The sequence below is a fragment of the Streptomyces sp. NPDC002328 genome (assembly GCF_042890065.1).
GTDB lineage: Bacteria > Actinomycetota > Actinomycetes > Streptomycetales > Streptomycetaceae > Streptomyces.
This window is the reverse complement of the sequence record NZ_JBIARQ010000025.1, coordinates 1-26,608: the sequence shown is the minus strand read 5'-3', so window position 1 is coordinate 26,608 and position 26,608 is coordinate 1. Positions and strand designations below refer to the sequence as shown.

The 26,608-nt window shown below is 72.6% G+C and carries 21 protein-coding genes; 9 read left to right on the top strand and 12 right to left on the bottom strand.

The window, feature by feature from the left end; translation table 11 throughout:
• Positions 1–8: 8 nt before the first annotated feature.
• The 4 genes from solA to ACFYX4_RS36760 all read right to left on the bottom strand — a co-directional run bounded on the left by solA (position 9) and on the right by ACFYX4_RS36760 (position 6,023).
• On the bottom strand, positions 9–1,163 hold the full coding sequence (gene solA / locus ACFYX4_RS36775) for an N-methyl-L-tryptophan oxidase (RefSeq protein WP_389343267.1): 1,155 nt from the start codon (positions 1,161–1,163) through the stop codon (positions 9–11).
• 85 nt (positions 1,164–1,248) lie between these two features.
• Positions 1,249–3,726 carry an FAD-dependent oxidoreductase gene (locus tag ACFYX4_RS36770; protein WP_389343459.1) on the bottom strand — a complete coding sequence of 826 codons (2,478 nt, stop codon included), beginning with the start codon at positions 3,724–3,726 and terminating at the stop codon, positions 1,249–1,251.
• A 32-nt stretch (positions 3,727–3,758) separates the two neighbouring features.
• On the bottom strand, positions 3,759–4,844 hold the full coding sequence (locus ACFYX4_RS36765; RefSeq protein ID WP_389343264.1) for an S-(hydroxymethyl)mycothiol dehydrogenase: 1,086 nt from the start codon (positions 4,842–4,844) through the stop codon (positions 3,759–3,761).
• Positions 4,845–5,189: 345 nt separating this feature from the next.
• A complete protein-coding gene (locus tag ACFYX4_RS36760) occupies positions 5,190–6,023 on the bottom strand; it encodes an IclR family transcriptional regulator (protein ID WP_389343261.1) in 834 nt (277 codons plus the stop codon).
• 319 nt (positions 6,024–6,342) lie between these two features.
• Between ACFYX4_RS36760 and ACFYX4_RS36755 the strand changes: the two genes are divergently transcribed.
• Positions 6,343–6,666 (top strand): bifunctional 3-phenylpropionate/cinnamic acid dioxygenase ferredoxin subunit, encoded by a 324-nt coding sequence (locus tag ACFYX4_RS36755; RefSeq protein WP_389343258.1) that lies wholly within the window; start codon positions 6,343–6,345, stop codon positions 6,664–6,666.
• A 37-nt stretch (positions 6,667–6,703) separates the two neighbouring features.
• A complete protein-coding gene (locus tag ACFYX4_RS36750; protein WP_389343255.1) occupies positions 6,704–7,909 on the top strand; it encodes an NAD(P)/FAD-dependent oxidoreductase in 1,206 nt (401 codons plus the stop codon).
• 73 nt (positions 7,910–7,982) lie between these two features.
• Here ACFYX4_RS36750 and ACFYX4_RS36745 read toward each other — a convergent pair whose 3' ends face one another.
• Positions 7,983–8,462 carry a hypothetical protein gene (locus ACFYX4_RS36745; RefSeq protein ID WP_389343252.1) on the bottom strand — a complete coding sequence of 160 codons (480 nt, stop codon included), beginning with the start codon at positions 8,460–8,462 and terminating at the stop codon, positions 7,983–7,985.
• Positions 8,463–8,903: 441 nt separating this feature from the next.
• On the opposite strand from ACFYX4_RS36745, the gene ACFYX4_RS36740 reads away from it, so the two are divergent.
• Genes ACFYX4_RS36740 through ACFYX4_RS36725 form a run of 4 tightly spaced genes read left to right on the top strand, consistent with a single transcriptional unit; the run spans position 8,904 to position 13,196 of the window.
• A complete protein-coding gene (locus tag ACFYX4_RS36740) occupies positions 8,904–11,723 on the top strand; it encodes a nitrate- and nitrite sensing domain-containing protein (RefSeq protein WP_389343249.1) in 2,820 nt (939 codons plus the stop codon).
• The gene (locus ACFYX4_RS36735; protein ID WP_389343246.1) at positions 11,720–12,154 is read left to right on the top strand and encodes a roadblock/LC7 domain-containing protein; all 435 of its coding nucleotides are present in this window, start codon (positions 11,720–11,722) and stop codon (positions 12,152–12,154) included. Before ACFYX4_RS36740 ends, ACFYX4_RS36735 begins: the two co-directional genes overlap by 4 nt.
• A gap of 9 nt (positions 12,155–12,163) precedes the next feature.
• Positions 12,164–12,559: a DUF742 domain-containing protein gene (locus tag ACFYX4_RS36730; RefSeq protein WP_389343243.1), complete on the top strand. Its 396-nt coding sequence runs from the start codon at positions 12,164–12,166 to the stop codon at positions 12,557–12,559.
• Positions 12,560–12,593: 34 nt separating this feature from the next.
• Complete coding sequence (locus tag ACFYX4_RS36725) at positions 12,594–13,196, top strand: ATP/GTP-binding protein (RefSeq protein ID WP_389343240.1); 603 nt, start codon at positions 12,594–12,596, stop codon at positions 13,194–13,196.
• A 97-nt stretch (positions 13,197–13,293) separates the two neighbouring features.
• Here ACFYX4_RS36725 and glpK read toward each other — a convergent pair whose 3' ends face one another.
• The 4 genes from glpK to ACFYX4_RS36705 all read right to left on the bottom strand — a co-directional run bounded on the left by glpK (position 13,294) and on the right by ACFYX4_RS36705 (position 17,546).
• Positions 13,294–14,814 (bottom strand): glycerol kinase GlpK, encoded by a 1,521-nt coding sequence (glpK, locus tag ACFYX4_RS36720; RefSeq protein ID WP_389343237.1) that lies wholly within the window; start codon positions 14,812–14,814, stop codon positions 13,294–13,296.
• A gap of 20 nt (positions 14,815–14,834) precedes the next feature.
• Positions 14,835–15,584, bottom strand: coding sequence for an MIP/aquaporin family protein (locus tag ACFYX4_RS36715; protein WP_389343234.1), 750 nt, complete (start codon positions 15,582–15,584; stop codon positions 14,835–14,837).
• Between the two features lie 340 nt (positions 15,585–15,924).
• Positions 15,925–17,115 (bottom strand): lipid-transfer protein, encoded by a 1,191-nt coding sequence (locus ACFYX4_RS36710; RefSeq protein WP_389343231.1) that lies wholly within the window; start codon positions 17,113–17,115, stop codon positions 15,925–15,927.
• Positions 17,112–17,546 carry a Zn-ribbon domain-containing OB-fold protein gene (locus ACFYX4_RS36705; RefSeq protein WP_389343456.1) on the bottom strand — a complete coding sequence of 145 codons (435 nt, stop codon included), beginning with the start codon at positions 17,544–17,546 and terminating at the stop codon, positions 17,112–17,114. The genes ACFYX4_RS36710 and ACFYX4_RS36705 overlap by 4 nt, the downstream gene beginning before the upstream one ends.
• Positions 17,547–17,717: 171 nt before the next feature.
• Between ACFYX4_RS36705 and ACFYX4_RS36700 the strand changes: the two genes are divergently transcribed.
• Positions 17,718–18,254 (top strand): NUDIX domain-containing protein, encoded by a 537-nt coding sequence (locus ACFYX4_RS36700; RefSeq protein ID WP_389343228.1) that lies wholly within the window; start codon positions 17,718–17,720, stop codon positions 18,252–18,254.
• On the opposite strand, the gene ACFYX4_RS36695 is transcribed toward ACFYX4_RS36700, so the two are convergent.
• A complete protein-coding gene (locus ACFYX4_RS36695) occupies positions 18,245–20,692 on the bottom strand; it encodes a glycoside hydrolase family 31 protein (protein ID WP_389343225.1) in 2,448 nt (815 codons plus the stop codon). The two genes, ACFYX4_RS36700 and ACFYX4_RS36695, sit on opposite strands and share 10 nt — an antisense overlap.
• Before the next feature lie 214 nt (positions 20,693–20,906).
• Here ACFYX4_RS36695 and ACFYX4_RS36690 point away from each other — a divergent pair, with 214 nt between their 5' ends.
• Together ACFYX4_RS36690 and ACFYX4_RS36685 are read left to right on the top strand one after the other, a co-directional pair.
• Positions 20,907–22,883 carry an acetoacetate--CoA ligase gene (locus ACFYX4_RS36690; RefSeq protein ID WP_389343222.1) on the top strand — a complete coding sequence of 659 codons (1,977 nt, stop codon included), beginning with the start codon at positions 20,907–20,909 and terminating at the stop codon, positions 22,881–22,883.
• A 104-nt stretch (positions 22,884–22,987) separates the two neighbouring features.
• Positions 22,988–23,899, top strand: coding sequence for a hypothetical protein (locus ACFYX4_RS36685; RefSeq protein ID WP_389343219.1), 912 nt, complete (start codon positions 22,988–22,990; stop codon positions 23,897–23,899).
• A gap of 94 nt (positions 23,900–23,993) precedes the next feature.
• Here ACFYX4_RS36685 and ptsP read toward each other — a convergent pair whose 3' ends face one another.
• Both ptsP and ACFYX4_RS36675 read right to left on the bottom strand, forming a co-directional pair.
• The gene (gene ptsP / locus ACFYX4_RS36680) at positions 23,994–25,664 is read right to left on the bottom strand and encodes a phosphoenolpyruvate--protein phosphotransferase (protein ID WP_389343216.1); all 1,671 of its coding nucleotides are present in this window, start codon (positions 25,662–25,664) and stop codon (positions 23,994–23,996) included.
• Positions 25,665–25,760: 96 nt separating this feature from the next.
• Positions 25,761–26,210, bottom strand: coding sequence for a PTS glucose transporter subunit IIA (locus ACFYX4_RS36675; protein WP_389343213.1), 450 nt, complete (start codon positions 26,208–26,210; stop codon positions 25,761–25,763).
• Positions 26,211–26,608: the final 398 nt, after the last annotated feature.

Here is a 26,608-nt window from a genome sequence, read left to right as displayed (position 1 = left end):
CGTGCTCCTCAGGCGGGCGCGGCGGCGAGGCGGGCGGGGTCGAACAGGCCGATGGGGTGCGCGGTGGCCCCGGTCAGGGCCAGGTCGGCGAGGATCTCGCCGACGACGGGCACGAACTTGAAGCCGTGCCCCGAGAACCCGCAGGCCACGGTGACCGACTCCGGATGCGCGGGATGCCGGGCGATGACGAAGTGCTCGTCCGGGGTGTTGGAGTACATGCAGGTCGCGGCCTTGAGGAAGGCGCCGGGCAGGTCGGGGACACAGCCCGACATGTGCTCGGCCATCGCCCGGACCTCGTCCTCGTGGACCGTGCGGTCGATGGTCTCCGGGGTGGTGACCTGCCCCTTCCTGAAGAAGGCCACCTTGGCGCCGCGGCCGGGCCCGTCGATGGCGGGGAAGCCGTAGACCTGCACGTTCCGCGCGTTCTCCCAGATGTAGATCGGGTGGCGCGCGGGCAGGAAGGGCTCGACGCCACCCGTCGGCTCGAACCAGTACATGACCTGCCGCTCGATCGTGAACGGCACCCCGAGGTCCGCGAGCAGTTCCGGCGCCCACGCCCCCGGGCAGATCACCAGCCGGCCGGCCGTGTAGGTGTTCTCCGCGGTGTGGACCCGGACGCCGTCCCGGTACGGCTCCCAGCGGGTCATCGGCTCGTCGAAGTGCAGCTCCGCGCCCTGTCGGGTGGCGAGCTGGAGATGCGCGGCCACCGTGTTCTCCGGGCGGAGCAGGCCGGCCTTCTTCTCGTACAGGGCCACCTCGTCGTCCTGCGGCGCGAGCGTCGGGAAGCGGCGGCGGATCTCGCGCGCGTCCAGCATCTCGTGCGGCAGGTCCCACTGCCGCGCCGAGAGCAGCGAACCGGAGACGGTCCGCGAGTCGGGCGGGCCGACCATGACCCCGCCGCTGAGGATCGCGATCTCCCGGCCGGTCGCCCGCTCCAGGTCCTCGTACAGCTCGTAGGCGCGCAGCAGCAGCGGCACATACGCCGGGTCCTCGAAGTAGGACTGCCGGGTGATCCGTGAACCGCCGTGGCTGGAGCCCCGGTTGTGCACCGGCCCGAACTTCTCCAGGCCGAGCACCCGGGCGCCGCGGGCGGACAGATGACAGGCGGCGGCGCTGCCCATGCCGCCGAGACCGATGACGACGACGTCGTACGTGGGGGACATCAGGGGCCTCCTGAGGCCGGCCGGCGCGGGTCAGCGACGGATGCGGGTCAGTGACGGTTGGGGGTCTCAGCGACGGATGCGGGTCTCAGCGACGGATGCGGGTCATCTTCGGGTCGAACAGCGGCTCTTCGGCGACGGTCGCGGGCACCTTCTCGCCGAAGTACTCGATGTGCACGGGCGCGCCCGTCGGGAGCGTCGGCAGCCAGGCGTACGCGACGCACCGGCCCAGCGTGTAGCCGTACGACGCGCTGGTCACGTAACCGGCCGGCGCGCCGTCGACGTGGACGGGCTCCTTGCCGAGGACGACCGCGGCGGGGTCGTCCAGGAGCAGCGGCGTGAGCCGGCGGCTCGGCTCGGGGCGGTTCTCCAGCGCCTCCTGTCCGACGAAGCCGTCCTTGTCCATCCGCACCGCGAAGCCGACGCCCGCCTCGAACGGGTCGTGCTCGTCGGTCATGTCGACGCCCCAGGCCCGGTAACCCTTCTCCAGCCGCAGCGAGTTGAAGGCGGAACGCCCGGCCGCGACCACACCGAGGTCCCGGCCCGCCTCCCACAGCGTGTCCCAGAGCCGCAGGCCCAGATCGGCGGTGGTGTACAGCTCCCAGCCCAGCTCGCCGACGTACGACAGCCGCATCGCGGTGACCGGGACGTGCCCGACGTACGTCTCCTTCGCGCGGAAGTAGCCGAACCCCTCGTGCGAGAAGTCGTCGTGGGTCAGCGGCTGGACCAGGTCGCGGGCGAGCGGGCCCCACACGCCGACGCAGCAGGTGCCGGAGGTGACGTCCCTGATGTGCACGTCGGCCGGCGCGTGGCGCAGCAGCCAGTCGAGGTCGGCGGGCGAGTTGGCGCCGACCTGGAAGCGGTCGGGGGCCAGACGGGCGACGGTGAGGTCGGAGCGGATGCCGCCGGTCTCGTCCAGGAGCAGCGTGTAGGTGACCGCGCCCGGCTTCTTGCGCAGGTTGTTGCTGGTCATACGGTCGAGGAAGGCGAGCGCGCCGGGGCCGGCGACCTCCAGCCGGCGCAGCGGCGTCATGTCGTACAGGGCGACCCTCTCGCGGGTCGCCCGCGCCTCCGCCGCCGCGATCGGCGACCAGTAGCGGGCGGACCAGGCGTCCCGCTCCGGGAGGCGGATCCCGTCGGCTAGCGGGGCGTTCGCCTCGTACCAGTGGGGGCGCTCCCAGCCGCCGCCCTCCAGGAAGAACGCGCCGAGCTGCTGCTGACGGGCGTGGAAGGGGCTGACGCGCAGCGGACGCGGCTGTTCCATCGGCTGGAGCGGATGCAGCACGTCGTACACCTCGACGAACTGTCGCGCGCCGCGCTCGCGGACGTACGCCGGGGAGCGCTGCGCCGCCTCGAAGCGGGTGAGGTCGCATTCGTGCAGGTCGAGGGAGGGCCGTCCGTCCACCATCCACTCGGCGACGGCCTTGGCGACGCCCGCCGAGTGCGTCACCCAGACCGCCTCGGCCAGCCAGAAGCCCCTGAGCCGGAGCGACTCGCCGAGAACCGGCATGCCGTCGGGGGTGAAGGAGAAGACGCCGTTGAAGCCCTCCTCCGTTTCTGAGCGGCGCAGCGCGGGGATCAGCCGGCGGCAGTCGTCCCAGCTCGGGGCCCAGTCCTCCGGCGTGAAGCGATACGAGGACGGCATGTCCATGTGCCGCGCGCGGGACTCGTTGTAGGGCAGGACGGAGAACGGGTCGACGGGCAGGGGCCGGTGGGCGTAGGAGCCGATGCCGAGACGGTCGGCGTGCTCGCGGAAGTACAGGTCGCGGTCCTGGAAGCGGAGGATGGGCCGCCGGGCCTCCGCGGTGGCCCCGGCCAGCTCGGGCAGGGGCGCGGTCCTGGCGTACTGGTGGGCGAGCGGCTGGAGCGGTACGTCGACGCCGGCCATGCGGCCGATCACCGGGCCCCAGAATCCGGCGGCGGAGACGATGTGGTCGGCGGGGAAGGTGCCCCGGTCGGTGACCACGGCGGTGACGCGGCCGTCGTCCTGTTCGATCCCGGTGACCGTGTGGCGGTCCAGGAAGCGGGCGCCCCGCTCGGTGGCCCGCCGCAGCTGGGCGCGGGCCGCGAGGAGGGCGCGGGCCAGGCCGTCGTCGGGGGTGTGGAAGCCGCCGAGGACGAGCGACCCGTCGAGCAGCGGCCACAGCTCCTTGCAGCGGGCGGCGCCGACGATCTCGCCGCGCACGCCCCAGGCGGCGGCGTAGCCGGCCCTGCGGTGCAGCTCGGCGAGGCGCTCGGGTGTGGTCGCCAGCTCCAGCCCGCCGACCGGGTGGAAGCAGGAGACGCCGTCGACCTCCAGCGAGCCGAACTTCTCCACCGTGTACTTGGCGAACTCGGTGAGCGTCCTGGACGGGTTGGTCTGGAAGACGAGGCCCGGCGCGTGCGAGGTGGAGCCGCCGGGGGCGGGCAGAGGGCCCTGTTCGAGGACGGTGACGTCGGTCCAGCCGCGTGCGGTCAGCTCGTCGGCGAGGGAGCAGCCGACGATGCCGGCGCCGATGACGACGACTCGGGGGACGGCGGCGGAGGTCCTGCCGGCTCCGGCGCTCGCCGTGCTCGCGGTGCTCACAGCGCTCGCGGTGTTCACGGTGTTCACGGTGTTCACAGGACCACCACCGAGCGCAGGACCTCGCCGCGGTGCATCTTGCCGAACGCCGCCTCCACCTGGTCCAGCGCGATGGTCTCGGAGACGAACGCGTTCAGGTCGAGCAGCCCGTACAGGTACTGGTCGATCAGATAGGGGAAGTCGCGGCTCGGCAGACAGTCCCCGTACCAGGAGGACTTGATCGCGCCGCCCCGCGAGAACACGTCGATCAGCGGCAGCTCGATCCTCATCTCGGGGGAGGGGACGCCCACTTGGACGAGCAGACCGGCGTGGTCGCGCATGTAGAACGCCTGCGTGAACGTCTCCGGGCGGCCCACCGCGTCGATCGCGATGTCGACGCCGAAGCCGTCGGTGAGCGCGCGCACCGCCTCGACCGGGTCGGTGCCACGGGAGTTGACGGTGTGCGTCGCGCCGAACTTCTCCGCCCGGTCGAGCTTGCGGTCGTCGACGTCGACGGCGATGACCTTCATCGCGCCGTTGAGACACGCGCCAGCGATCGCCGCGTTGCCGACGCCGCCGCAGCCGATGACGGCCACCGAGTCGCCCCGGCCGACGCCGCCGGTGTTCACCGCCGCACCGTAGCCGGCCATCACCCCGCAGCCGATGAGACCGGCCGCCTCGGGGCGGGCGGCCGGGTCGACCTTCACCGCCTGGCCGGCCGCGACGAGCGTCTTCTCGGCGAACGCGCCGATGCCGAGGGCGCTGGAGAGCGGCGTGCCGTCCAGGAGCGTCATCGGGCGGGCCGCGTTGCGGGAGTCGAAGCAGTACCAGGGCCGGCCGCGGCGACAGGAGCGACAGCTCCCGCAGGGCGCGCGCCAGGCCAGCACCACGTAGTCGCCGGGTTCGAGGTCGGTGACGCCCTCGCCCACCGCGTCGATCGTCCCCGCCGCCTCGTGCCCCAGCAGGAACGGGAAGTCGTCCGTGATCGCACCGTCCCGGTAATGCAGATCCGTGTGGCAGACCCCGCAGGCCTGAACCGAGACGAGGACCTCTCCCGGTCCGGGGTCGGGGACGACGATCGTCTGCACCTCGACGGGTGCGCCCTTCTCGACAGCGACTACGGCACGGACCTGGTGGGGCACGACACCCTCCTCAGCTGTTGCGCAGTGCACGATGGGTTGCGCGATGGGGAACATACTGAGAACGGCATCGAGCGGCCGTCAAGAGGCGCGGGTTAACCTCTCGCAAAAGGCGCGGGAGGGCCGAAACGCGCCGGACACACGACGGGTCGCGGGGGGCGGGACGCGCGGTGAGATCCGGGTGTGACCCGGGCGGGATCCGGGTGGGACCGGGTCGGGATCCGGGTGGGGCCGGGGTGGTGCGCGTGGTGACAGACGACGGCGCGGGGCCCGAACTCCCGGACCCCGCGCCGCTGTTGCACGGACCTGCGCGGGCCTCGGTCAGAAGCCCCGCCTCGGAGACACCGCTCAGAAGCCGTACCCCATCCGGCGGGACAGCTCCGCCCCCGCCGCCACCGTCCGCTTCGCCAGCTCCGGCAGCCGGTCCGCGTTCAGCCGGTACACCGGCCCGGAGACGCTGATCGACGCGATCACCTTGCCGTCGTGCGAGCGCACCGGCGCGGCCACGGCGGCGAGCCCCAGCTCCAGTTCCTCCAGCGTGACCGCGTACCCCTGCTCGACCACGGCCTCCAGCTCCGCGCGCAGCATCGACGCGCCGGTGATCGTCCGCTCGGTGAAGCGCGGCAGGGGACGCGCGAGCAGGCCCTCGCGCAGCGTTGGCGGCATGTGCGCCAGCAGCACCTTGCCGCTCGACGTGGCGTGCAGCGGGGTGCGCCGGCCGAGCCAGTTCTGCGCGGTGACCGACGCGGTGCCGCGGGCCTGCATGATGTTGACGGCCGCGTCGTCGTCCAGCACCGCGATGTTGACCGTCTCGCCCAGCTCGTCGGCGAGTTCACGACAGACCGGGACGCCCTCCTGGGAGATGTCCAGCCGCACCGCAGCCGCACCCGCCAGTCGCAGCACGCCGGCGCCCAGGTAGTACTTGCCCCGGTCCTTGGCCTGGGCGACCAGGCCCCGGTTCTCCAGCACGCCGAGCAGCCGGAACGCCGTCGACTTGTGCACGTCCAGCTCCTCGGCGATCTCCGTGACGCCCGCCTCGCCGTGCCGGGCGAGGATCTCCAGCACGCTCACCGCCCGGTCCACCGACTGGACGCCGCCGGACGCGCCCCTGCCGTGCTGTCTCTCCGCGGTCCCCCCGGTCTCCGCGCTGCCGTCAGACTGCTTCTTCTGCGTGCGGGTCATGGCTCAACTCTCACCACCTTGCGGCCCGGTTCGGGCCGCATCTGCGGGAAACCCTTGACGCGACGGTCGCCCCGCCCGGATTCTGTTGCGCATGGCGCGGACATCTGCGCCATGCGAAACATCATGTTACCGAAGCGTCCGGCGCCCGACAGGGGGCCGAACGGCTCGGAGTGCCGACAGCGAAGCTGTCGCCGGCCCGGAGCCCGGACCGACGAGGGTCCGGAGCGAAGCCGGCCCGCGTTCCCGAGAACTTCCACGAACTCCAGCTGCGCCTGGACCACAAGGCCGGGACCCGTGTCCCGGACCGAGAGGGGGGCCCGTGATTCCCGTCTGCCGCCTCGAAGACCTCCCCGAGGGTGAGTCCGTCCGCGTCGACATCACCCCGCCCGTCGCCGTGTTCCACGCCGAGGACGGCGTGCTGTACGCCATCGACGACACCTGCACCCACCAGGACGCCTCCCTCTCCGAGGGCTGGCTGGAGGGCTGCCTCGTCGAATGCCCGCTGCACGCCGCCTCGTTCGACCTGCGCACCGGCCTGCCGACCTGTCTGCCGGCCCGCCGCCCCGTCCGCACCCACCGCGTCACCGTCGACGACGGCGTCGTCCACGTCCACGTGGCGGCGGAGGAAGGGACGGCGGCGTGAACACAACGCCCACGCGCTCCGAGGGGAACCGCACCGCATGAGGACCGTGACCGTCGTGGGCGCCTCCCTCGCCGGCCTCTACGCGGCCCGCGCCCTGCGCGCCCAGGGCTTCGACGGACGTCTGGTGATCATCGGCGACGAGCCCCACGCCCCCTACGACCGTCCTCCCCTCTCCAAGGACTTCCTCACCGGCTCGGCCGACGAGGCGGCGCTCGCCCTCACCGACGACGAGGAGCGCGCCGACCTGTCCGCCGAGTGGATCCTCGGCGTCCGGGCCCGCGGACTGGACGCCCGCGGCCGCACCGTGCTCCTCGACGACGGCCGCACCGTCACCACCGACGGCCTGGTCATCGCCACCGGAGCCTCCGCCCGCGGGCTCCCGGCCGACGGACTCGCCGGCGTCCATACTCTGCGCACCCTCGACGACGCCCGGCGCCTGCGACAGGACCTCACCCGGGGCCCGAGCCGGGTCGTCGTCATCGGCGGCGGATTCATCGGCGCCGAGACCGCCTCCTCCTGCGCCGCCCTCGGCCACCGCGTCACCGTCGTGGAGGCCGCCCCGCTCCCGCTCGTCCCCCAACTGGGCCGGGAGATGGCCGCCGTCTGCGCCGGGCTGCACCGGCGCGGCGGCGTGGACCTGGTCACCGGCACCGGTGTGACGGCTCTGCGCGGCACCGCCGCCGTCACCGGCGTGGAACTCGCCGACGGCCGCACGCTCCCCGCCGACGTAGTGATCGTCGGCATCGGCGTCATCCCCAACACCGCCTGGCTGGCGGGCTCCACGCTCGCCCTGCACGACGGCGTCCTCTGCGACGACGGCTGTGTCACCGCCCTCGCGCAGGTCGTCGCCGTGGGAGACGTGGCCCGCGTGGGCGGAGTCCGCGCCGAGCACTGGACCTCCGCGACCGAGCAGCCCCGCGTCGCCGTGGCCAACCTGCTCGCAGGCCGGACCGTCGAGACCTCGCGCCCGGTGCCGTACTTCTGGTCGGACCAGTACGGCGCACGCCTCCAGTTCGCCGGCCGTCGCCGGGAGGGCGACAGAGTCCGCGTTGTCGAGGGCGATGTCGCCGAGGGCGTCACCGAGGACGGCTTCCTGGCGCTCTACGAGCGCGACGGACGGACGACGGCGGCCCTCTCCGTGAACCGCCCGCGCCCCTTCATGCGGGCCCGACGCGAACTGGCCCGCGAGACGACGCAGACGACGCATACAACGGAGACGAGGGAGACGACAGCGGCGTCATGACCGCCCGAAGGGCATCGCCCACGAGAAGGGCACCGCCCACGAGGAGGCCGCTGCCTGCGCCGAAGCGCACTGCCTACGAGTGGGAAAGCTGCCCGGCCCCGCCGCGCTGCCGGCGTATCCGCTCCTGGCTCCGCGCGGCGACCCTCGCCTGCCGACGGGCCCGGCGACGCTCCTGGCGCAGCGCACGCGCGGTGCTGCTCGGCGCCGACACCACGCCGTTGCGCTGGTTCCACACCTGCCGGGTCACCCAGACGTCCAGCGCGCCCCAGGTCGCCACCACCGTGCTGACCACGCTGCTGATCACCATCGGGAAGGCCAGCCAGGACCCGGCCATGGTGCACAGGAACGCGACCATGGCCTGAAGCAGCGTCACGGCGATGATGATCACCGCGCGCACGGCGGCCGTACGCACCGGGTCGGGAAGGCGGCGCCGGCGCGCCGGTTCCTCGATCCACAACGGCCGGTAGGCGTACCGCTCCTGACCCCCGGCTCTTCCGCCGCCGCTCTCCGCCCTCACCGAAGCACCGGCCCGCGCCGTGTCCTCGGGCGCCATGCGCCGCTCCGCCGTGCCCATCACCGTGTCACTCCCCACCGCCGGCAGACAGCTTGCCCCGGTCCGAAAGGACCGGCTCCCCTCTGCTGCCCGGCTTGCGTTCTTTTACGCCGCCCAGGGGCGTCATGCGGCTCGTGTGGCCGATTCCACCCCCGATTCCCAATCAGTAGGACGAGGAACACACGTCGAAGATTCCCGAGTTTGGAAAAATTCTGGCCAACCCGCCCCCTGCGCGCATCCGTTCCGTTCCCGCCCCCGAACCCGCCGCACGGGCGGCCAACTTGCCGGATACCCGGACAACTCAGCACGCCTCGACGTCGATACGGACGTTCAGGTTCCGGACACGTCTTCGAGTTCGCTGTGCGTCGGTAGTAGGCTCGCGCCGTTTGTTGACGCACATGCGTACCCCCTGACCGGTGGGGGTCCGAGCTGGGGGAGGCCATGCGCTTTCGCGGGAAGTCCATCCGCCGGAAGATCGTGGCGCTGCTCCTCGTGCCGCTGGTGTCCCTCACCGCCATCTGGGGCTTCGCCACCGTCCTGACGGGACGTGAGGCGAGCCGCCTGTTCACCGTGTCGGACCTCGTGGAGAAGATCGGCTACCCGATCGAGGACACGGTCCGCTTCGTCCAGCAGGAGCGCCGCCAGACCCTCGTCTACCTCGCCGACCCCCGCGCCGCCGACGCGCTCTCCGCGCTCAGCCGCACCCGCAACGCCACCGACGAGGCCCTCGCCGAGATCCGCTCCAACGCCGCCGACCCCGACGTACGCGACGTCCTCGACCAGGACGAGGGCGAGGGCCTGACCGCCGTGCTCGACGCCCTCGACGGCATGGACTCCCTGCGCCGCAGCGTCCAGGAGGGCACCCTCACCCGGTCCCAGGCCCTGGACCTCTACAACCGCCTGATCGAGCCCTGCTACGCCCTGCTGGCCAGGCTCGACGTCGTCGACAGCGTCGAGATGGACAAGCAGTACCGCGCCCTCGTCAGCGTCGCCCGCGCGCGCGAACTCCTCTCCCAGGAGGACGCCCTCCTCGGCTCCGCCCTGGTCGTGGGCCGTCTCTCCCGCGACGAGATCCGCGACGTCTCCGACCTGGAGGCCCAGCGGAACGTCATCTACGACATCAGCCTCGCCCAGCTGCCCACCGCGGAACGCCGGCGCTACGAGAGCTTCTGGAAGAACGCCACCACCGCACCCCTGCGCACCGCCGAACAGGCCGTCGTCTCCGCCACCCCCGGCGAGATGCCGCGCGGCGTCACCGCCAAGACCTGGGACACCGCCGCCGCGAACGTCCTCGCCGAACTCGGCGCCCTCGACGAACAGGCCAACGACCGCTACCAGGACCGCGTCCGCCCCGTGGCGACCGAGGTCATCGTCAAGGCCGTCGTCGCCGGCGTCCTCGGCCTGATCGCCCTCCTCCTCTCCCTCTTCCTGTCCGTGCGCATCGGCCGCGGCCACATCCGCGACCTGCGGCAGCTGCGGCTGGAGGCCCACGAGGCGTCCGGCGTGCGCCTGCCCAGCGTGATGCGCCGCCTCTCCGCCGGAGAACAGGTCGACGTCGAGACCGAGGTCCCGCGCCTCGAATACGACAAGAACGAGATCGGCGAGGTCGGCCAGGCCCTCAACACCCTCCAGCGCGCAGCCGTCGAGGCCGCCGTCAAACAGGCGGAACTGCGCGCCGGCGTCTCCGAGGTCTTCGTCAACCTCGCCCGCCGCAGCCAGGTCCTCCTGCACAAGCAGCTCACCCTGCTCGACACGATGGAGCGCCGCACCGAGGACACCGAGGAACTCGCCGACCTCTTCCGCCTCGACCACCTCACCACCCGCATGCGCCGGCACGCCGAGGGCCTGGTGATCCTCTCCGGCGCCGCGCCCTCACGGCAGTGGCGCAAGCCCATCCAGCTGATGGACATCGTGCGCGCCGCCGTCGCCGAGGTGGAGGACTACGAGCGCATCGAGGTCCGCCGGCTGCCCCGCGTCGCCGTGACCGGCCCCGCCGTCGCCGACCTCACCCACCTCGTGGCCGAACTGCTGGAGAACGCCACGGTGTTCTCCCCGCCGCACACCGCCGTGCAGGTGCTCGGAGACCGCGTCGCCAACGGCTTCACCCTGGAGATCCACGACCGCGGCCTCGGCATGGCGCCCGAAGCGCTCCTGGAGGCCAACCTCCGCCTCGCCGAGACCCCCGAGTTCGAGCTGTCCGACACCGACCGGCTCGGCCTGTTCGTCGTCAGCCGGCTCGCCCAGCGCCAGAACGTCCGCGTCTCCCTCCAGCCCTCCCCGTACGGCGGCACGACCGCCGTCATCTTCATCCCAGACGCGCTGCTCACCGACGACGTCCCCGACACCAACGGCATCGGCTTCCGCCTCGACCGCCCCCGCCCCGCGATGGAGGCCGAGACCGCCGACGTCCGCCGCGCCGCGCTCTCCCAGACCCCGGTGCCGCTGCCCGGAGTGCCCGCCGCCCTGTTGGACGGCCCCGTCGAACTGGAGGCGCCCGTCGACCTGGACGCCCTCGACGGCTTCCCGGTCCGCCTGGACGGCGACGACGCCCACGGCGCCCTGTTCCGCCCGCGCCGCTCCCTGCCCCGCGCCCAGGCCGAACCGGCCGCCGACGGCGGCGACCCGCGCCTCGGGACCCCGCGCCCCGAGCGGCCCGCCGCCGACGCACCGGCCGCCGCCCCCGTGCCCCTGCCGAGCCGCCGGACGCCCAAGCTGGTCAGCTCCCACGGCCGCCCCGTCACCGGCCAGCGGTCCCGCCGCGCCGACGCCGTCGACGACTTCCCGCCCCGGCCCGGCGCACGGCGACCGGAGGACGACGCCCCCGCCCCCCTGCCCTCCCGCCGACGAGGGGCCTCACCCCAGATCCCGCGCGGCGCCGGCCCGGCCGACCACCCGGGCCGCGTCCCCGCCGACGAGCCGTCCCAGCCGCCCGCCCTGCCCCGGCGCGCCCGGCAGCAGCCCGCCGCCGCACCGGGCGCCGGCGCGGACGGACCGGCACAGCCCCCGGCCGGCGCGCCCGGCCTCCAGAGCGCCCTGCCCCGACGGGTACGGCAGGCGAACCTGGCCCCGCAACTGCGGCAGGGCCCCGCCTCCGGCGCCACCGACCGCGCCGACCCCGCGGACCGGGACGCCGACGAGGTCCGCAGCCGCATGGCCTCGCTCCAGCGCGGCTGGCAGCGCGGCCGCGCAGAGAACGCCGCGGGCGACGACGCCCACAGCGGCACAGCACCACGAGGAACGACAAAGGGGGACGGTCGATGACCGCACCGAAGGCGACCGGCCACACCACCACCGGCAACGGCGAACTCAACTGGCTCCTCGACGAACTCGTCGACCGCGTCGGCAGCATCCGCAAGGCCGTCGTGCTCTCCGGCGACGGTCTCGCCACGGGAGTCTCCAAGGACCTGACGCGCGAGGACGGCGAGCACCTGGCCGCCGTCGCCTCCGGCTTCCACAGCCTCGCCAAGGGCGTGGGCCGTCACTTCGAGGCCGGCAGCGTCCGCCAGACCGTCGTCGAGCTCGACGAGGCGTTCCTCTTCGTCACCGCCGCCGGGGACGGCAGCTGCCTCGCCGTCCTCGCGGACGCCGACTCCGACGTCGGTCTCGTGGCGTACGAGATGACGCTCCTCGTGAAGCGGGTCGGCGCACATCTGGCGACCGCTCCGCGCACCGATCTGCCCTCAGGCGGGTAGTGGGACGGCATGAGCACAGACGGTCAGGGAAGCAGCCGCTGGTTCGACGACGAGGCCGGACCGGTCGTCCGCCCGTACGCGATGACGCGCGGCCGCACGACCAGTGCGGTCCAGCACCGCCTCGACCTGATCGCGGTCGTCGTCGCCGAGCCGCACGCCGACGAGGCGGAGGACGACCCCTCGCTGTCCCCGGAGCATGTGCACATCGTGGAACTGTGCCGGGAGGCGCCGCAGTCGGTGGCCGAGCTGTCCGCCGGACTCGACCTGCCCGTCGGCGTGGTCCGGGTCCTCGTCGGCGACCTCGTGGACGCGGAGTTCGTCCATGTGAACCGTCCCGTGCCCCCGGCCGAACTGCCCGACGAGAGTATTCTCCGCGACGTGATCAACGGCCTCCGAGCACTGTGACCCCCTCGAGCAGGAGAAGCAGGAGAAGCAAGCGATGATCTTCGGGCGTTCTGAGCGCGGCAAGCCCCCCGTCGAGCCCGTCACGCTCAAGATCCTGGTGGCCGGCGGCTTCGGCGTGGGCAAGACCACCCTCGTCGGCGCGGTCAGCGAGATAAGACCGCTGCGGACCGAGGAGCACCTCACCGAGGCCGGCCGCCCGGTCGACGACACCACGGGCGTCGAACGCAAGCACACCACCACCGTCGCCATGGACTTCGGCCGCATCACCCTGCGCGAGGACCTCGTGCTCTACCTGTTCGGGACGCCCGGACAGGAGCGGTTCTGGTTCATGTGGGACGAGCTCTCCGAGGGCGCGCTCGGCGCCGTCGTGCTCGCCGACACCCGCCGTCTGGAGGACTGCTTCGCCGCGGTCGACTACTTCGAACGCCGGGACATCCCCTTCATCGTCGGCGTCAACTGCTTCGAGGGCGAGGCCCGTTACCCCGCCGAGGACGTGCGCCGGGCCCTCGACCTCGACGACGACATCCCCGTCCTGCTGTGCGACGCCCGCGACCGGGGATCGGCCAAGGACATCCTCGTCGGCGTCGTCCAGCACGCCATGGAGTACGGCGCCGACCGCAGCCCCGTCACCACCTGAGCCTCACGAGCCTCATCGACGAGGCCGGGCCGCGCACGGCCCGTACCCCCGCCGACAGGGGTACGAGCCGCGTCTCTCGGAAGGGCGGGAGGGAGGGCTACCCCTCGCCGTCCTCCAGCCAGCCGAAGCTCTTCTCCACGGCCCTGCGCCAGTTGCGGTACTCGCGGTCGCGCACCGGCGCCTCCATCGACGGCGTCCACTCGGCGTCGCGCCGCCAGTGCGCCTTCAGCTCGTCGAGGTCGTTCCACACACCGGTCGCCAGCCCCGCCGCGTACGCCGCTCCCAGGCAGGTCGTCTCGGAGACCCGGGGCCGGATCACGGGCACGTCCAGCACGTCCGCCTGGTGCTGCATCAGCAGGTTGTTCTTCGTCATGCCGCCGTCCACCTTCAGGGTCGTGATCCGCACCCCGGAGTCCTGGTACATGGCGTCCACGACCTCCCGCGTCTGCCAGCTCGTCGCCTCCAGCACCGCGCGCGCGAGATGCCCCTTGGTGACGTACCGGGTGAGCCCGGTGACGACACCGCGCGCGTCGGAACGCCAGTACGGCGCGAACAGGCCCGAGAACGCCGGCACGATGTACGCGCCGCCGTTGTCGTCGACGCTCGCCGCCAGGGACTCGATCTCGTCCGCCGAGCGGATGATGCCGAGCTGGTCGCGGAACCACTGCACGAGCGCCCCGGTGATGGCGATCGCCCCCTCCAGGCAGTAGACGGGCGCCTCCCCGCCGATCTTGTAGCCCATCGTGGTGAGCAGCCCGTTCTTCGACGGCACCGGCCGGTTGCCGGTGTTCAGCAGCAGGAAACTGCCCGTCCCGTACGTGTTCTTGGCCGTCCCCACGTCGTAGCAGGCCTGCCCGAACACGGCGGCCTGCTGGTCGCCCAGCGCCGACGCGACCGGCACACCGGCGAGCTGTCCCACGGCCGTGCCGTACACCTCGGCGGAGGACCTGATCTCGGGCAGGACGGCCTCGGGCACGTTCATCGCGGACAGGATGGAGGCGTCCCACTGGAGCGTCTCGAGGTTCATCAGCATGGTGCGCCCGGCGTTGGTCACGTCGGTGACGTGCCGGCCGCCGTCGACGCCGCCGGTGAGGTTCCAGATCAGCCAGGAGTCGATGGTCCCGAACGCGATCTCGCCGCGCTCGGCACGGTCCCTGAGCCCGGGGACGTGGTCGAGCAGCCAGGCCGCCTTGGGCCCGGAGAAGTAGCTCGCCAGAGGCAGTCCGGTCTGCTCCCGGAACCGGTCCTGTCCGTCGCCGCCGCCCAGCTCGTGGCAGAGCGCGGCGGTCCGGGTGTCCTGCCAGACGATCGCGTTGTGCACGGGCTTGCCCGTCGCGCGGTCCCACAGCACCGTCGTCTCACGCTGGTTGGTGATCCCGAGCGCGCTGATCTGCTCCGTGCGCAGCCCGGCCTTGGCGATCGCCCCGGCGACCACCGCCTGCACCTTCGACCAGATCTCGGTGGCGTCGTGCTCCACCCAGCCGGGCTTGGGGAAGATCTGGCGGTGCTCCCGCTGGTCGACGGCGACGATCGCGCCGTCGCGGTCGAAGATGATGCAGCGGCTCGACGTGGTGCCCTGGTCGATCGCGGCGACGTACTTCTCGGCGTTGTCCGTCATGGCTACCCCTTGGGCCGGTTTCAGAAGGCTGCGTTGTAGAGCAGTCCGGCGAGCGCTCCGCCGATCAGCGGGCCGACGACCGGGATCCAGGCGTAACCCCAGTCGGAGGTGCCCTTGTTCGGGATCGGCAGGAAGGTGTGCACGATGCGCGGACCGAGGTCGCGCGCCGGGTTGATCGCGTAGCCGGTGGGCCCGCCGAGGGACAGACCGATGCCGACGACCAGCAGGGACACGATCAGCACGAGCGTGCCGGACTCGCCGAGGCCCTCGGTCAGGCCGAACGCGAGGATCGGCAGGACCAGCGCGACCGTCGCGATGATCTCCGTGATCAGGTTGGCGACCGGATTGCGGATCTCGGGAATGGTGGAGAAGATCCCGAGCGTCGGCACCGGCTCCTCGGCCGTGCCCTCCGTGGTGCCCGTCTCCCGCACGTTCGCCTGGAACTGGGCCAGATACACCAGGTAGGCGAGGACGGCGCCCAGCATCGCGCCGACCATCTGGCCCAGCACATAGACCCAGACCTTGCCCCACTCGCCCGTGTCGACGGCGATCCCCAGGGTGACGGCCGGGTTGAGGTGCCCGCCGGACAGCGGCGCGGCGGTGTACGCCCCGGCCAGCACGGCGAAGCCCCAGCCGAACGCGATCACGATCCACCCCGAGGCCCGCGCCTTGGAGAGTCTCAGGGTGACGGCGGCGCAGACGCCCGCGCCGAACAGGATGAGGATGGCGGTTCCGATGACTTCGCCGACGAAGATGTCTCCGTTGCTCATGGCGGCTCCTAGGCCCGGCCCGGGGGCGATCGACCCCGGTGCGCTGTGCAGGGTGCGGTTCCCATGGCTGCGTCGGCCAAGGCAGGGAGGTCCCGCGCCGCCCCGCCCGGCGTCCGTGACGAGCGTGCCGTCGTAGCCGAATCGCCCGTGGGGGAGTGGGCCGGCCTCGGGTGGAGGGCCCGCGCGGCGCGGTGCCTGGTACGCCGTGAATGTACGGCGATGTCGGCTGACACCGGGAAGTGTTCACCGGAGCCCAGGGAGCGTCAAGGAGGCCGACGGCATCGGTTGGGACATTGAGTTGACGCCCTGTGAGGTGCGGGCGCGGTGGCCTTACGGCCGCTCAGCGCACGGCGACCACCGCCGACCCGTGCCCGAACAGGCCCTGGTTCGCCGTCATCCCCACGCGCGCGCCGCCGATCTGACGATCGCCCGCCTGCCCCCTCAACTGCCAGGTCACCTCGCAGACCTGGGCGATCGCCTGCGCCGGCACCGCCTCCCCGAACGAGGCCAGACCACCGCTCGCGTTCACCGGCACGCGCCCCCCGGGAGCCGTCACGCCCTCCCGCAGCAACTTGGCCCCCTCGCCCTCACCGCACAGCCCGAGATCCTCGTACCACTGCAACTCCAGGGCCGTCGACAGGTCGTAGACCTCGGCCAGCGACAGGTCCTCCGGTCCGACGCCGGCCTCCTCGTAGGCGGCCGCGGCGATCGACGCCCGGAACGTCCCGCCCGCCGGCTCCACCGCCGCCGACGAGTCGGTCGCGATGTCCGGCAGATCCAGCACCGTGCTGGGGTAGCGGGGCGTCACCGTGGACACGGCCCGGATCCGCACCGGATCCGCCTGCCCGTGCCGACGGGCGAACTCCATGCCGGCCAGCACGACGGCCGCCCCGCCGTCCGAGGTCGCGCAGATGTCCAGCAGGCGCAGCGGATCGGCCACCACCGCCGAGCCGGCGACCTCCTCGGCGGTGACCCGCTTGCGGTAGCGCGCGTGCGGATTCAGCGCCCCCATGGCGGCGTTCTTCACCTTGACCTGGGCGAAGTCCTCCAGCGTGTCCCCGTGCACCGCCATCCGGCGACGCGCGTACAGCCCGAAGTACGCCGGGTTGGTCGCGCCGAGCACCCGGAACCGCAGCCAGTCCGGATCGTCGGGACGGTCTCCTCCCGCCGGACGGAAGAACCCCTTGGGCGCGGCGTCGGCCCCCACCACGAGCACCACGTCCGCCAGCCCCGCGAGGATCCGCGCCCGCGCCGCGTCGATCGCCTGCGCCCCCGACGCGCACGCCGCGTACACGCTCGTGACCCGCGCCCCCTGCCAGCCCAGGGCCCTGGCGAACGTCGCCCCCGCCACATACCCCGGGTATCCGCCGCGCACCGTGTCCGCGCCGACGATCGCGTCGACGTCCCGCCAGTCCAGACCGGCGTCGGCGAGCGCCGCGCGCGCCGCCGCCACGCCGTACTCGACGAAGCCGCGCCCCCACTTGCCCCAGGGGTGCATGCCCACGCCGAGCACCGCCACGTCCGCGGTCATCGCCCCACCCCCGTCGCCTCCGTAGGCCGCCAGTGCCATGTCGTCCACGTCGTCCCCGCGTGCTCGCCGAGCACGCCGGGTACGACCTCCACCTCCATGCCCACCGCCAGATCGGCGACGGTGATCCCGGGAGCCGCCTGTCCCAGCACCACCATCCGCTCGGACTCCAGCTCCACAGCGATCAACGCGTACGGCACCCACGGAAGTTCCGGGTCGGTCACATAGGGTGACGGTGGCCGGTAGCGGCAGTCCGTGTACGACCAGATCCGCCCCCGCCGCGACAGCGGGACCTCCGCCAACTCACCGCCCGGACAGGCGGGGTTGCGGCACAGCGTGTCCTCGCGGGGGAAGAAGACCGAGCCGCAGGCCGAGCAGCGCGTCCCCAGCAGGGCGAAGTCCTCGCCCTCCCCGGCGAACCACCCGGCGACCACAGGTGTGCGCGTATCTGCCACAACCCCTCCCCGGTACAAGCGATCTGACGGAACGTCAGAAGTGTGCCACGCTCGCCACCGCTTGGGCAGTACCGCCCGCGGACCCGCACAAGGCCGCAGGTGACGTCACCCGCGCGCGACGCCGTCCCTCGATCGGATACAGTCCGCCGCGTGTCCGAAACTCAGCACTCCAGTTCCAACTCCCCGCGCGACTCCCACTGTTCGAGCTGTGGATCGCCCTACGGGGAGGGCGTCACCGGCTGGCCCCGCACCTGCCCGGCCTGCACGAGCGTCGCCTACCGCAACCCGCTGCCGGTGGCCGTCGCGCTCCAGCCCGTGTACGACACCAAGGGCACCGCCCTGGTCGTCATCACCCGAACCATCGCCCCCGCCGACGGAGGCATCGCCCTTCCCGGCGGCTACATCGACGACCGCGAGGACTGGAAGCACGCCGTCGTCCGCGAACTCAGGGAGGAGACGGGCATCGAGGCCGAGAGCCGCGACGTACGGCTCGCCGACGCCATGAGCTCCCCCAACGGCCACCTCCTGCTCTTCGGCCTGCTGCCCGAGCGTCCCGCGGACCGCCTCCCGGCCTCGGCCGCCACCGACGAGACGGAGGGCTGGCACCTCCTGCGCGGGCCGGAGGACCTGGCCTTCCCCCTGCACACGCTGGCCGCACGCGCGTTCTTCGAGGGCCGCTACATCTGAGCCGGCCCGGCCAGTCCCCGCACGCGTACCGGGTGGGACGGCTCGCACACGCCGTCCTCCCCCTCCCGCTCCACCACGACACCCCGGCCGCCCTCCCAGCGGGCGACGTACCGCTCGACCTCGGGCTCCCCCCAGCCGTCGCCCGCGTCCCGCACCACCAGGCCACCGCCCGTCCGCCCCCGCGCCGGCGCCCACACCTCCAGCTCCAGCCCGCCGTCCTCCCCACGCACCGGTATGACTGCCCCCGCGCGCGCGAACACCGGAATCCTCTCCAACGACGCGTCGACGACCACCTGCCCCGGCCCCGCGTACGACCTCCCGGTCGCCGTGTCGTACCAGCGCCCCCGCGGCAGCCGCACCGCCCGCCGGTCCGCACCCGGATCGAGCACCGGAGCCACCAGCAGACAGTCACCCAGCAGGAACGCGTCCTCACAGTCGCGCAGCGCCCGGTCCTCGGGCGCCCCCCACCACAGCGGACGCACATAGGGCGCCCCCGTACGCCGCGCCAGATGCGCCAGCGTCACGAAGTACGGCAGCAGCCGCCGGCGCTCCGCGAGCGCCACACGCGCGTGCTCCAGCACCTCGGCGCCGAACTCCCACGGCTCCCCACGCCCCGCCCGCGCGCCCGCACGGGTACGCAACAGCGGCAGGTACGCCCCCAGCTGCAACGACCTCACATACAGCTCGGGCGAAGGCAGCTCGGGCGAAGGGCCCCCGCCGAAGCCGCCCACGTCCGGCCCCGAGTACGGCACCCCGCACAGCCCGAGCCCCATCACCAGCGCCAGGGAAGCCCGCAGCGCGGGCCAGCCCGACGCGACGCCCCCGGACCAGACGCCCCCGTACCGCTGGAGGCCCACCCAGCCCGAACGCGACAGAACGAACGGGCGCTCCTCGGGCAGCAGCTCCCGCAGCCCCTCGTAGCCCGCCCTGGCCATGCACAGGGCGTAGACGTTGTGCGCCTCACGATGATCGCCGCCGCGCCCCTCCAGGGCATGCCGGGCCGACCGGGGCAGCGTCGGCTCCCCGAAGGCGGTGAACGACGTGGGCTCGTCCCTGTCGTGCCAGAAACCGGAGAACCCCTGCGTCAGCCGCTCCGCGTAGAGACCGCCCCACCACGCACGCACACGCGCGTGCGTGAAGTCCGGGAACACCGCCTCGCCGGCCCGCCCCACCCCCTCGACGAGCCGCCCGGAGGCGTCCCGCACGAACACGTCCGCCGCCGCACCGCCGTCATGCACGGCGTTGCCGGTCGCCGCCTTCACCGCCGGATCGACGACCGACACCAGCCGGATCCCGTCCCGGCGCAGCTCCTCGGCGAGCACCGGCAGCTTGGGGAAGCGCTCCTCGTCGACCGTGAACACCTGACGGTCGTCGAAATGGTCGACGTCCAGGTGCACCGCGTCCAGCGGCAGCCCGTGCTCCAGATGGCCCGCGACGACGCGCCGCACGTCCTGCTCGTTCCCCGGGCCCGACCGCGCGCGATACGCGTGATGACGGCCCAGCGCCCAGGCGGGCGGCAGCGCCGGCGCCCCCGTGAGCGACGCCCAGACGTGCAGCACGCGCGCGGGAGCGCCCACCACCACCCAGCAGCGCAGGGGCCCGCCGTCCATCCGCAGCTCGGACGTCCCCGCCCGGTCGTGCCCGGAGCCGGCCCCCTCCTCGCCCTCCCGCAGCACCACCGTGCCGTCCCACGAGGAGTCGTAGAACGCCAGGTGCACTCCCGCGTCGGCCACCACCCACTGCACCGGCATCCCGACGTGCGGCGTCGTGGCGTGGGGCGCTGTGACGTGGGGTGTCGTGATGTGCGGCGGACCGTCCCCGCGCGCGAACGCGCGCCCGGAATCCGTGTTCCACAGCCGGTACGTCCCCGCGCGCAGACGCGGCCCCGACGCCCGGCCGCCCAGGCCGAAGAAACGCGCGTCCGCCGCCACCTCCGACCGCAGCATCCACCGGCCCGGCTCCCCGCCCTCCGGCTCCCACCACCGCGGCGGCAGATCACGCCGCAGCGTCACCCCGCCCGGCGTGCACACCTCGATCGCGCCGTGCCGCGAGACCACCACGGTCACCCGCTCGGCCACGACCCGCCAGCCGCCGTCCTTGTCCGGCTCCAGAGCCGCCCGGGGATCGGCCTCGGGGCAGCCCGCGGCCAGCGCGTACGACGGCTCCGGACCGGCCCCGTCCCAGCCCCAGAACACGGCCCCGTTCACCGCCACATGGATGCGCAGCTCCGAACGGCCGAACCGGATCGTCCCGCCCCCGGGCCCCGGCTCCGCCGCCACCACCTGTCCGGGCACCCGCGCGCGCTCCGCGCCCCGCGCCGGCAGCCCCGCGGCGTCGACGCGCCGCCTGCGCCACGCCGCCCGCACGGTGCGCAACCCTCGGGCGGTCCCCATGGAACCGACCGCCTTCATCGAACGCACCAGGTCACGACCGTTCATGCTGTTCACCCTGTCACTGACCGCCGCACACGCGTGTCGCGTTCAACTGCCGTTCACCCGTGTTGGGACCACATGTTCATGACGCGGACTGTGTGGGGCACACCCTGGTGCAGAAGTCGATCACATGGCATCGTCCGTGTCAGCCGCGTCACGCGCACACCCCAGCACGTGCGCGGTCGACGCACACGACGCGCACAGTCCCGGGAGCCGCCCCATGTCGACCGTGAACCCCGAGCCGCTCTGGCGGCCCGATCCGCAGCGCATCGCCCGAGCACAGGTCACCCGATTCCAGACCTGGGCCGCCGAGCACCACGGAGCCCCCGCCGACGGCGGCTACCCCGCCCTGCACCGCTGGTCCGTGGACGAACTCGAGACCTTCTGGAAAGCCGTCACGGAATGGTTCGACGTCCGGTTCTCCACCCCTTACGCGCGCGTGCTGGGCGACCGCTCCATGCCCGGCGCCCAGTGGTTCCCCGGAGCGACGCTCAACTACGCCGAGCACGCCCTGCGCGCGAGCGCCACCCGCGCGGACGAACCGGCCCTCCTCCACGTCGACGAGACCCACGAACCGCGCCCGGTGACCTGGTCCGAGCTGCGCCGCCAGGTCGGCTCCCTCGCGGCCGAACTGCGCGCCCTCGGCGTCCGCCCCGGCGACCGGATCAGCGGCTACCTGCCCAACGTCCCGCAGGCCGTCGTCGCCCTCCTCGCCACCGCCGCCGTCGGCGGCGTCTGGACCTCCTGCGCCCCCGACTTCGGCGCCCGCAGCGTCCTCGACCGCTTCCAGCAGGTCGAACCCGTCGTCCTGTTCACCGTCGACGGCTACCGCTACGGCGGCAAGGAGCACGACCGCCGCGAGACCGTGGCCGAACTCCGCCGCGAACTGCCCACCCTGCGCGCGGTCGTCCACATCCCCCTCCTCGGCTCCGACGCACCCGAAGGAGCCCTGGAATGGTCGGACCTGACCGCCGGGGACACGGAACCCGTCTTCGAACAGGTGCCGTTCGAGCACCCCCTGTGGGTGCTCTACTCCTCCGGCACCACCGGACTGCCCAAGGCCATCGTCCAGTCCCAGGGCGGCATCCTCGTCGAACACCTCAAGCAACTCGGCCTGCACTGCGACCTCGGTCCCGAGGACCGCTTCTTCTGGTACACCTCCACCGGCTGGATGATGTGGAACTTCCTCGTCTCCGGCCTCCTGACCGGCACGACGGTCGTCCTCTACGACGGCAGCCCCGGCTACCCCGACACCGCCGCCCAGTGGCGCGTCGCCGAACGCACACGCGCCACCCTCTACGGCACCTCGGCCGCCTACGTCATGGCCTGCCGCAAGGCCGACGTCCACCCGGCCCGCGACTTCGACCTCTCCACCGTCCGCTGCGTCGCCACCACCGGATCACCGCTCCCGCCCGACGGCTTCCGCTGGCTCCACGACGAGTTCGCGGAGAGCGGGGCCGACCTCTGGACCGCCTCCGTCAGCGGCGGCACCGACGTCTGCTCCTGCTTCGCCGGAGCCGTCCCCACCCTCCCCGTGTACACGGGCGAACTCCAGGCCCCCGGCCTCGGCACCGACCTCCAGTCCTGGGACCCCGCCGGCCGGCCCCTCGTCGACGAGGTCGGCGAACTCGTCGTCACCAACCCCATGCCGTCCATGCCCGTCCACTTCTGGAACGACCCCGACGGCAGCCGCTACCACGACAGCTACTTCGACACCTACCCCGGCGTGTGGCGCCACGGCGACTGGATCACCGTCACCTCACGCGGCTCCGTCGTCATCCACGGCCGCTCCGACTCCACCCTCAACCGCCAAGGCGTCCGCATGGGCTCGGCCGACATCTACGAAGCCGTCGAACGCCTTCCCGAGATCAAGGAATCCCTGGTCATCGGCATCGAACAGGCCGACGGCGGCTACTGGATGCCCCTCTTCGTCCACCTCGCCCCCGGAGCCGTCCTCGACGACGCCCTCCGCGACCGCATCAAGCGCGCCATCCGCGAACAGCTCTCGCCGCGCCACATCCCCGACGAGGTCATCGAGGTCCCCGGAATCCCGCACACCCTCACCGGAAAACGCATCGAGGTCCCCGTCAAACGACTCCTCCAGGGCACCCCGCTCGAGAAGGCGGTCAACCCCGGCTCCATCGACGACCTCGACCTGCTCCACTTCTACGAGGATCTCGCCCGCAAACGCGCCTGACGCCCGCCCCCGGCGCAGGAGCCGCCCCCCGGCGCAGGACCCGTTGTCAGTGCCCTCGATTACTGTGAGTGAGCATTGATCGACCGTGCACACAGGGGGAAACCATGGCACACACCGACCGCCAGACCATGCGACGCGTTCTGCGCCGCGAGATCGCCGGCACCATCGGCCTGCTCACCGACGAACACGACTTCCGTGCCATGCGGCACTACCGCAGCTTCACCTTCGACGACCACCACGTCTACCTCCGGGAAGTGGAGTCCCTCCTCAAGACCCGCGCCCTCCAGGGCATCCACACCACCGTCGCCCTCTTCGACCCACAGGAATACGCCGAGTTCTGCACCGGCAAGGGCCTGGACCCCGACGTCCCGGCCCACCGCGGCCGCTTCACCGCGGAACTCGCCACCACCGGCCCCACCCTCCCCTACGAGGGCCAGCCGCTCACCGACCTCGTGCCCGCCCTCGTCGACGAAGCCGTCCGCCAGGCCACCTGGGAGTACGCGGCCACCCTCCTGGCCCGACTCGGCCCCTGCGCCACCTGCGGCGAGGACATCGGCCGCGCCGCCTTCACCCGAGCGTCCGACCTGCTCGTCCGCATCCTCGACACCGCACCGCCGGGCGACCGGCACCTCGTGTGCAGCGTCACCGGAACACCCGAAACCCTCGTCGCCGCCCTCCACGCGGACCGGGCGACGGACGGATCCACCTCCCTCGACGAGGCGGAAGCCCTCGAATTCACCACCGTCCTCGCCGTCGGCCTCACCACCCACGGCCCCGGCGGCCTCGTCATGCGCACCAGCGCCCCCGCAGCCCCCGACCGCGTCTGCGGCTGGCGCCTGCGCGACGAGGGACTCGAACCCCTGACCGCCGCCGAGGTCTTCGACGCCTACTGCACCGACGTCGAATCCGGAGACCTCATCTCCCCGGAGCCGGACGTCGACTACTGCGCACCGCCCGACCTCGGCCGGCAGGGAGAGCCCGGACAGCGAGGCCCCACACCGGACCACCGCCACTGACACACGAAAGGGGCGCTCCCCCCGAAGGCGGAGCGCCCCTCCTCACTCACCGGCCGACCGACGCAACGACCGACCGAACGCCTGCGCGGCCCGACTACTCGCCGGACAGCACCGCCTGCGCCGCGCCGCGCGCCTCCTCGGCGCTGTCCGCCGCCCGAGCGGCAGCCGCCGCCCGCTCGCACTGCGCCAACGTGTACTTCGCCAGCGTCGCCCGCACATAGGGAATCGACGCCGACCCCATCGACAGGGAGGTGACACCCAGACCGGTCAGCACACAGGCGAGCAGCGGATCCGACGCCGCCTCACCGCAGACGCCACAGCTCTTGCCCTCGGCCCTGGCCGCCTCCGCGGACAGCGCGACCAGGTCGAGCAGCGCGGGCTGCCACGGGTCCTGGAGCCGGGACACCGCACCCACCTGCCGGTCGGCGGCGAAGGTGTACTGCGCGAGGTCGTTCGTGCCGAGCGACAGGAACTCGACCTCCTTAAGGATCGAACGGGCCCGCAGCGCGGCCGACGGGATCTCCACCATCGCGCCGAACTTCGTCCGCAGCCCCGCCTCACGGCACGCGTCCGCGAACGCCTTCGCGTCGGCACGGTCCGCCACCATCGGGGCCATCACCTCAAGGTGGACGGGCAGCCCCTCGGCGGCCTTCGCCAGCGCCGTCAGCTGGGTCCGCAGCACGTCGGGGTGGTCCAGCAGCGTCCGCAGACCCCGCACGCCCAACGCCGGGTTCGGCTCGTCCGCCGGAGTCAGGAACTCCAGCGGCTTGTCCGCGCCCGCGTCCAGCACCCGCACGACGACGCGCCCCTCCGGGAACGCCTCCAGCACCTGCCGATACGCCGTGACCTGCTTCTCCTCGGACGGCGCGTTCTTGCTGTCGTCCAGGAAAAGGAACTCGGTACGGAACAGGCCCACGCCCTCGGCGCCCGCCTCGACGGCAGCCGGCACATCCGCCGGACCGCCGACGTTCGCCAGCAGCGGCACCTTGTGGCCGTCGGCGGTGGCGCCCGGACCGGTCGACGCGGCCAGCGCCGCCCGGCGCTCCGCCGCCGCGGCCTCCAGCTGCGCCTTCTTCTCCTCGCTCGGGTTCACGAAGATCTCACCGGTGCTGCCGTCGACGGCGATCATCGTCCCCTCGACGAGCTCACCGGCGCCCGGCAGCGCCACGACGGCCGGCACACCGAGCGCACGCGCCAGGATCGCGCTGTGGCTGGTCGGCCCGCCCTCCTCGGTGACGAAACCGAGCACCAGCGTCGGGTCCAGCAGAGCGGTGTCCGCCGGCGCCAGGTCCCGGGCGACCAGCACATAGGGCTCGTCGCTGTCCGGCACACCCGGCATCGGAACGCCCAGCAGCCGGGCGACGATACGATTCCGCACGTCGTCGAGGTCGGCCACCCGGCCCGCGAGGTACTCCCCGGCAGCGGCGAGCAGCTCCCGATAGGCGGCGAACGCGTCGTAGACGGCTCGCTCGGCTGTGCTGCCGACGGCGATCCGCCGGTCCACGTCCGCCATCAGCTCGGGGTCCTGCGCCATCATCGCCTGCGCCTCGAGCACGGCCTGGGCCTCGCCGCCCGCCAGGTTGCCCCGCGCGATCAGATCGGCCGCCACCGCCTCCACGGCCTGGCGGGCGCGCCCCTGCTCGCGCTCCGCGTCCTCCGCCGGGATCTGCTTGGCGGGCGGTTCGAGCACCGCCGTCCCCATGTGCCGAACCTCGCCGATGGCCACACCGTGGCTCACCCCGACGCCTCGCAGCGTTGTCTCCATCTCACCCGTCTCCGATAGTGCGGCGGGTCCCGCCGCCGCGGTGGTTGTTCTACGTGCCGTCATGACGACGGCGGCGGCATCACTGCCAGGACGGCATCACTGCCAGGAAAAGAGAACGTCGCCGGTCTTCACGTCGCCGTCGTCACGGAGCTCGGCCAGGGAGTCAGCCGTGGCCTCCAGTGCCACGACCGGGCAGACGGCCGACTTGCCGGCCGCTTCCACCGCTGCCGGGTTCCAGCGCACGATGCCCTGTCCCCGGGTGACGGTGTCCCCCTTGTTCACGAGGAGCTCGAAGCCTTCGCCGTTGAGCTGCACCGTGTCGATGCCGAGGTGGGTGAGCACGCCGTGCCCGTCGGCGTCGACCACGACGAAGGCGTGCGGGTGGAGAGAGACGATGACGCCGTCCACGGGGGCGACGGCCTCGGAGGGCTCACGCACCGGGTCGATCGCCGTGCCCGGGCCGACCATGGCCCCGGAGAAGACCGGATCCGGCACCGACGCCAGTCCGATGGCGCGTCCTGCCAGAGGGGACGTCACGGTGGTCATGGGAAGCCTCCCAGGGGTGGAGATGTACAGGGGCCGTCACTGCCAGACCCGGACGGCGCACTGTGCAGCAGGGTATGTCACATGAACTGCCGGTTCCGCACGAGAGCGCCATCGTGGTCTAGACCACTAGCTTAATGGATTTGCACCCGCTCCGCCGCCCGCTGTACAGTCGTACTCCTGCCTGGGGGTGAGCGACGCCGAAGAGCGCGCTCGGACCGGGCGGCACCCAACTTGTGAGTGGATCCTGACTTTGGATCATCTTCCGCATGCCTGCGGAACGGTGGTCAGGGGGCCGGAAAAACACTGATAGAGTCGGAAACGCAAGACCGAAGGGAAGCGCCCGGAGGAAAGCCTGAGAGTCTCTCGGGTGAGTACAAAGGAAGCGTCCGTTCCTTGAG